The 7,556-nt window shown below is 38.2% G+C and carries 8 protein-coding genes; 5 read left to right on the top strand and 3 right to left on the bottom strand.

Translation table 11 applies throughout. The features are described 5' to 3' along the window. Positions 1 to 392 precede the first annotated feature (392 nt). The gene (locus A3I7_RS0110460) at positions 393 to 1,868 is read right to left on the bottom strand and encodes a UbiD family decarboxylase (protein ID WP_018376713.1); all 1,476 of its coding nucleotides are present in this window, start codon (positions 1,866 to 1,868) and stop codon (positions 393 to 395) included. Positions 1,869 to 1,950: 82 nt separating this feature from the next. Next, positions 1,951 to 2,841, bottom strand: a complete 891-nt coding sequence (locus A3I7_RS0110455; protein ID WP_018376712.1) for a LysR family transcriptional regulator — start codon at positions 2,839 to 2,841, stop codon at positions 1,951 to 1,953. 192 nt (positions 2,842 to 3,033) lie between these two features. On the opposite strand from A3I7_RS0110455, the gene A3I7_RS0110450 reads away from it, so the two are divergent. The 4 genes from A3I7_RS0110450 to gloA all read left to right on the top strand — a co-directional run bounded on the left by A3I7_RS0110450 (position 3,034) and on the right by gloA (position 5,952). Then, positions 3,034 to 3,762 carry a DUF554 domain-containing protein gene (locus A3I7_RS0110450; protein ID WP_018376711.1) on the top strand — a complete coding sequence of 243 codons (729 nt, stop codon included), beginning with the start codon at positions 3,034 to 3,036 and terminating at the stop codon, positions 3,760 to 3,762. Positions 3,763 to 4,446: 684 nt separating this feature from the next. Further along, entirely contained in the window at positions 4,447 to 4,704 is a 258-nt protein-coding gene (locus A3I7_RS14650; RefSeq protein WP_245538859.1) for a hypothetical protein, read from the top strand. A gap of 133 nt (positions 4,705 to 4,837) precedes the next feature. Then, positions 4,838 to 5,518, top strand: coding sequence for an NAD(P)H-dependent oxidoreductase (locus A3I7_RS0110440; protein ID WP_018376710.1), 681 nt, complete (start codon positions 4,838 to 4,840; stop codon positions 5,516 to 5,518). Between the two features lie 41 nt (positions 5,519 to 5,559). Beyond that, positions 5,560 to 5,952 (top strand): lactoylglutathione lyase, encoded by a 393-nt coding sequence (gene gloA, locus A3I7_RS0110435; RefSeq protein WP_018376709.1) that lies wholly within the window; start codon positions 5,560 to 5,562, stop codon positions 5,950 to 5,952. Positions 5,953 to 5,994: 42 nt separating this feature from the next. Here gloA and A3I7_RS0110430 read toward each other — a convergent pair whose 3' ends face one another. After that, positions 5,995 to 7,098, bottom strand: coding sequence for a low temperature requirement protein A (locus A3I7_RS0110430; RefSeq protein ID WP_018376708.1), 1,104 nt, complete (start codon positions 7,096 to 7,098; stop codon positions 5,995 to 5,997). 253 nt (positions 7,099 to 7,351) lie between these two features. Between A3I7_RS0110430 and A3I7_RS0110425 the strand changes: the two genes are divergently transcribed. Further along, positions 7,352 to 7,556, top strand: a 205-nt coding sequence (locus A3I7_RS0110425) for an IS630 transposase-related protein (RefSeq protein ID WP_018376707.1), incomplete at its 3' end; no start/stop codon positions are given.

Raw genomic sequence — 7,556 nt, 5'->3', positions numbered from 1 at the left:
CTTCGCAAACCTTATCTCCAACCTTTAACAGTCCACTGGACTGTTAAACCCAATCAACCACTGCGATGAAATATTGACACGAACTTTGAGAAGCGAGAGTGAGGGGGCTGGAAATCTGTATCGTTAGCTAGTTACTACCAGCCGTAAATGACTAAAAGCTTTGTCGCCTTAACAGTCGACCGCACCTTTCTAGTCGTTCTGGCAGGGGTATGCAGAGGAAATCATAGATTTCTGGCTTACCACCATTTTTTCTTTACTCTTTAAACGCCCTTTGTATCTTAAAATAAGAGGTTGGAAAACTTAGCTCCAGCCTCTTATCAATGATTTCTTGCCTTATCTTCTATCCATTTTATCAAATAATGGCAGTTTCATTATCTAAAATGAGTTAGCAATTAATCTAAATATTTTTTCCAATCAGGAACTTCTTTAAATTTAGCACGTTCAAATTGGTCTTTCATGTCAAATGGCACTGTACCGTCAAGGACAAGTTTAGATGACATTCCTCGTACACGGATGTGTTCTGGTGAATATTCTGGACGTTCTGACGGGTCAAGTGGGTGGTTACGCATACCTTCCAACGACATAATATCTTTGTGGGCTTGGAAGCGTGTATTGATGGTCCACATGACATCATTCATATCAAAGATATCCACATCTTCATCAACAAGGATAACTGTTTTGAGTTCTTTGAAAGATGAGAATGCTAGCAAGGCAGCTTGACGTTGAATTCCTTCATCAGCTGGATTTTCTTTGCGGATTTGCATGATTGTCATCAATTTACCGCCACCAGCTGGTGGATTGTAAACATTAAGCACTTTACCAGGGATAGCTTTGTCAACCAAGTTAAGGATAGAAGCTTCTGTTGGAATACCTGCCATTGACACGTGTTCTTCAGAAGGTCCAATTGTTGTTTGCATAATAGGATTATCTTTACGGTGAGTGACCGCTTTAACTTTGATAACATTTAAAGCTGGATTGGCTGGACCATTGTAACCTGGGAATTCAGGCATGGCATGACCTGTGTGCGTATTAATATCTTCTTGAATTGTTTCATTTGGAAGGATTTCACCTTCAATGATAAATTCAGAACGTGCAATACCAACTTCATCAACAGCGATAGAATCAACCAATTGAACAGGTTCTTTACGAAGCGCACCTGCAACCCAAAGTTCATTGTAACCAAGTGGTGTCGTTGGTGGTTCAAATGTCGCCCCAATCAAGATAGCAGGGTCAAGACCAATATTGATTGTAATTGGCATTGGTTTGTTAAGTTTTTGATATTCTGACAAGAAAGCACCAATGTGACGACCACCAGGCATGATATAAATACCAATAGTATCTTTATCTTCCAAAACCATACGGTGAATTGTAACATCGCTCATTGATTTATCTGGCGTTGAACCATAAACCAAACCAGTTGTGATGTAAGGTCCTGCATCATATTCTGTATTTGTTGGTGCAGCAATGAGCTTACGAATATCAAAATCATCATCAGTTGCTAAGTGAACAACTTCTTGAGCAGGTGCTTGGTCCTTAGAAACTTTAACAGGTTTCACTGGATTTTCAACGGCTTTGTTCAAAAGATGGCCAAGGTCTTTGTAATCATGATGAAGAATATGACCAACACGTTTACGGCTTGCCATTGTACCAATATTGACACGAACATTAGGGAATCCCTTAATGTTATTGAAGGTCATTGCTGGACCTTCTTGAGTTGGACGCTCTACGGTACCGCCAGCTCCGATATAACGGTAAACGCCAGAAATTTCAGCGTTTGGATCGATTTCAACATCCGTTTCATGGTATTGTCCTGGAATTTCTTTAAGTTCTTCCAAGACTTTACGCAAATCATAAGGTTGTTCTGACATAAGATTTACTTCCTTCTTAAAGATTTCATATTAAAAGTGTAAACCTTCAATCACCGATAAACAATTCAAGTTAGGCGTTTTCCTATTCCTGTCTGGAATGTTTTTCTTGCATTCCTTTCCAGAATACATCCAAAGCTGGTGTTGTTTTCTTCTTACGACGGATTAAGTTCATTTCTGACACCATATCAACCTCCAACGGACGACAGATAATTGCTTTCGTTTTAAACGGTGCAACCAATTTTTCCATCATCACCGAAACACCCATTTCTTTTTCAATAAAGTCAATGATGAGATTGATACGATTTCCTTGATAGCCTATTTTCGGCTCAAAACCATAAGTATGACAAAGTTCTCGTACTTTTTGGAGCAACTGCGTTTTATTGCCAAGTTGGAAGAATGTCTCATCTTTCAATTCAGCCAAATCAAGTTTTTCCTTGTTGACTAAGGGATGATTTTCAGGCAAAACCAAGACAAAACGGTCATAATCCAAGGTTAGACTATCATAAATATCAGGAGCAGCTTTGGTAAAAGAACGCGTAAAGACCGCATCGCAGATGCCATCATCTAAACTATGCATCAGCTGGTCAGCCTCTTCTTCCTCGACAACAACCGTGTCATCAGGATACTGCTTTTGAAAAGCTGCAATATCTGAAATAATAGGATAAGAAGACATACTCGGAATACCATGAATGGTTAGTTTATGTTTTTCTTGTTCAGACAAATCCTCTAATGTCTCTTGCATTTCTTGAAAAGTGCCCATAATCTTTTGAACATAAACTCGCACAATCTCCCCTTCTTCTGTCAGAGAAATTTGACGATGTTTACGATTAAACAAAATCACCCCCAACTCTTTTTCAAGCGCAATGATTTGCTTTGAAATGCTTCCTTGCGTTGTATAAAGTTGTTCTGCTGTCTCGGTGTAATTCAACGTTTCACACAAGCTAAGAAAGACTTGAAATTTTTGGAAATTCATGTCCTGCTCCTATTCTTAATACTATTCCATTTTAGAATAGTATATCACAAAAATCTGAATTGTTTTTTAAAAAGTTGGTGTTAAAATGTAACAGAAAAGAGAGAATTCACAATAATAGAACACGGTCTAGCAGTCAACACTAATGTTTTCAAACTGTTAATGACTTTGTTTCTTATGAAGGAGGAAAATTGTATGCCTACTGGCGTCATCATTAATGCCCTATCAGTCGTTTTGGGAGGGCTACTAGGTGGTCTTGTTGGAAACAAATTATCAGAAGACTTCAAGACACAAATCAACATGATTTTTGGGGTCTGCTCAATGGGAATGGGTATTTCATCTATCGGATTGATGAAATACATGCCCGCTGTTATCTTTGCCATCGTTATCGGAACAGGGATTGGACTTGCTCTTCATCTTGGTGATTGGATTAACAAAGGCGGTGCCCTCATGCAACGTAGCATGGCAAAAATCGTACCAAACGACCATTCATCACTATCTCACGAAGATTACCTTGCTACCTTGTTAACCGTTATCGTGCTTTTCTGCGCAAGCGGTACTGGTATTTATGGTAGTCTAGATGCAGGAATGACTGGTGATTCAACAATCTTGATTTCAAAATCAATTTTGGACTTCTTTACAGCAGCTATTTTTGCTTGTAATCTAGGTTATGTGGTATCACTTGTTGCCATTCCACAATTTATCATTTTCTGCTGCCTCTTCTTCTTGTCAGCCTTCATCGTACCACTTACAACACCTGATATGATTGCTGATTTCAAAGCCTGCGGTGGTTTTCTAATGCTTGCCACAGGTTTCCGTATGGTCAAACTGAAAATGTTCCCAATTGCCGACATGATACCAGCCATGATTCTCGTCATGCCACTTTCTTGGTTCTGGGTTAATGTCATTCTACCATTGCTATAATAACTATCATTTTTAAACATTCAACATGTCACATACGTAGAGAGATAAAATTATTTTCGGCGAGATAATTTTATCTCTTTTTTAAGTGTAAAAATCACACCTGTTCAAGTTATTAAAAATTTTTTGAACTTTCAATGACTTTTATTTTTACCATAAAAGAAATGATTTGCAATTTTTCTTTTAAGTTTATTATCATACTTTCATAGAAACAGAGATTTGGCGTATCCTTCTTTAAGCCGATGTTCAATGTTTCTACGATCTGCTAGTGCTAACTGTTTCCCTTTTGGTGTATAATAGTCATGCATCTCAGAGTCCTTCTAATTTGTCATTGTGGTAATTACAATTATATCTCTCTGAGATGTTTTTTCATACCCTAAGTGGCTAACTTCATTTTAGAACTTTCAATATTTTATGCCATCTATTAATTCCAGAAAAATTCATACTAGGTCTCAGAACTTTTTTCAAGATACAGTCAGTATTCTCTCAAAAAACTGCCTTAGTTAGCAAAAAACTATCTCTTATCTATAAGTACTTCAAGTACTTCGCTTGTGAATACAGGTTCTAACAGATAATTTTGTTTCGAATGAAGTTATCATTAAAGACCTCAACTTTGACAAAATCCTCGATGATCCGCTTGACGCTAGTAAAGGGAAAACTTATTACGAAAATTCATCAGACGTGTACATGTATAAGCAAGACCCTACTGTTCTTACAAATGACACACGCTTCCGCTTTAAAACATTTGCTTTTGACGTTGAAGCTCAAGTTGAAGAATGTGATTTAGATGCTGAAAATGGTGTTTTACGCTTAGCATGGCATGGTTGGAACGAAGCCAAAGGCGATGAATTTCTTGATGTTTACCACGCTTGGTTAATTCAAAAATTGGATCATAAACCGTATTCGCATCTTGACGCAAGAATCACAAATCGGTACACCAGCTAAAGAATTAGCCAAATCTGTTCCTAACACAATGATGCTTGGTCACCAATCTAGGTTAGATGGACTCGTTGCCTTTGCTAAAGACTGGAAAAAATAGCTTTGAAGTGTTATTATAAGAAAAAAACTGGAGAAAACTATGTCAAAAGAAGATATCAAAAAACAAATTCGTAATGCCTTTGACCATCGCGTAGCTGTTCGTGTCTATAGTGACCAGCTTATCAGTAAGGAGGATATGGACTTCATCCTAGATACGGCTTGGCTTAGCCCTTCTTCTGTCGGACTGGAAGGCTGGCGTTTTATCGTCGTGGATAAAAAACACATCCCAGAACTAAGTGCTGCTGTCAAGGACATTGCCTGGGGTGCCCAACCCCAGTTAGAGACAGCCAGTCACTTTGTCTTGCTTGTGGCTGAAAAAAATGCCCGCTATGACAGCAAATCTATTAAAGACAGCTTGGTACGCCGCGGTTTAACAGAACAGTCTGATTTAGATAGCCGTATTGCCCTCTACCAAGCTTTCCAAACGAGAGATATGCAGATGGTCGATAATCCGCGTGCCCTCTGGGATTGGACAGCCAAGCAGACTTACATAGCCATGGGGAATATGATGACCAGTGCAGCTATGATTGGTATAGATTCCTGCCCAATTGAAGGTTTCAACCACGCAGTTTTAAACGAACGCTTGGCTGAATTAGGTTGGATTGACATTGAAAAGGAAGCCGTTGCCACGATGATTGCATTTGGTTACCGTCTCAAAGAGCCAAAGCACCCTCGCTCACGTAAACCACGTGAAGAAGTCGTTACATGGCTAGCTAACTAGCTCTGCCATCCCCAATAGTATTTATATAGAAAGGAAAATGTATGCCATTTTTACATACCTGCATCCGCGTCAAAGATTTGGACGCCTCACTCACCTTTTATCAAGAAGCACTTGGATTCAAAGAAGTGCGTCGCAATGATTTCCCAGAATATAAGTTTACACTTGTTTACTTGGCACTTGAAGACGACCCAAACTATGAACTAGAATTGACCTACAATTACGGTCATGAAGCTTACGATCTTGGAAATGGCTATGGCCACATAGCTGTTGGAGTAGATAATTTGGAAGCTAGTCACGCTGCTCATGAAAAAGCTGGCTATACCGTTACCCCACTATCTGGCCTACCCGGTAAACCTAAAATGTACTACTTCATCACAGACCCAGACGGTTATAAGATTGAAATCATTCGTTTGAAACAATTTTTGGATAAATAGTCAGAAAAATCAATCTATCTTTTAGGCAGTCGGTTTTTCTTATTAATCCAAATTTTCTCTGACTGAGGTACGATGGCGATGGGTAATTCTAACCATCGTGTAAGAACTGACAGTTAATATGATAGCCATAAGAAGTAAATGATGTTGACTTATGATTAGCAGCGTAATGGTTGTTAACAAGGTGAGAGCATATTGCAACCAGACTGCCTTTCCAAGTCGATAAAGGTCTTGGTTATAACGAGTGGTCATGAGGATGCCGAGATAGTAGAGAAAGAATCCGATAAGTAGGAAGGGTAAACCAAAGCTAGCATGTTCACCAGATAAGACTTCCACAGCAACGGTAAAGAAGTTAATTCCCAAAACTAGGACCATATGAGCATAAAGTAATACTGCAACATTTGTTTTCTGATGGTGATTGATATTAAGATAGGTTTGCGAAATGTAGAACATAAATGAGAAGGCCATAGCTAGGAAGAAGAAGATACCTGCTAGCAAGTGCGTTTGAATAGGATAGTTCTTCAAAATGGCAATAACTGTTTCACCAAAAGTGATGATAGTAATCAGCTGGCAACGTTCAACGATATGAGGAAAGTTCATCACATCATGACTGAGTTTATCTTTAAACAAATAGGAAATCACAAATGGGATGTAGAAAATTAATAAACTTTTTTCATCGTAAGTCCAGAAGTTAAAGAACATGGCAATACAGGACAGGAGAAAGATAAGGATATAAGCTCCGTACATGAATAAACTATTCTTAATATCTGCTGTAAAACCGATACGTTTCCCACGTAGATAATACTGAAGTGAAATTAGCCCATAGGCTAGGCTGATAAAAATAAAAAATGGCAGAGCAGTCTGCTCAAAATCATTACTAAAGTTAAGGGATAATTGCCCAGCTACAAACATGGAGGCCACAATAGTGTAAATATCTAGACGATCTCTTTCACCATACTTGTTGAGGTAGATAGTCTCATTAATCCATAGTGTCATAATAATCAAGTTTGCAGTGATAAAGGTCACTATCTCCTTAAAACCAATGTGGTCCCCATGTAGCAAGCCTGTTAGAGAAGAAGTGGCTAATACAAAGACCAAATCATAAAACAATTCGTAATTGGATACACGTTTAGCAATAATTTTTGACATAATATCTCCTTAAAATTTAGAAACAATTACTACCCTCTCACAATTATTTCTGATTGCATACTCAATGAAAATCAAATTGAGAACATTTCCCAAAGACTTTGGAACATTAGAAATAGGGCAAATGTTGTTCGTATCAGCAGTGTGCAGATAAAGTTGCCATTCTTCAAGTCAATAACGTTTGACCCTGATTTTCACAGAGTGGCAGTATAGTAAAATGAAACAAAAACAGTACATTTTGTGATATAATGTATTTATGGCATATTCATTAGATTTTCGTAAAAAAGTTCTCGCATACTGTGAGAAAACCGGCAGTATTACTGAAGCATCTGTTGTTTTCGATATTTCACGCAACACCATCTATCAATGGCTAAAATTAATGGAGACTACTGGCGACCTTCATCACCAAGTTAAGGGAACCAAACCAAGAAAAATTGATAGAGAAAAATTAAAGAACTATC

The organism is Streptococcus orisratti DSM 15617, from assembly GCF_000380105.1.
GTDB classification, from domain to species: Bacteria; Bacillota; Bacilli; order Lactobacillales; family Streptococcaceae; genus Streptococcus; species Streptococcus orisratti.
Note: the sequence above shows the minus strand (reverse complement) of the source record. Positions and strands in the feature narration are given on the sequence as shown.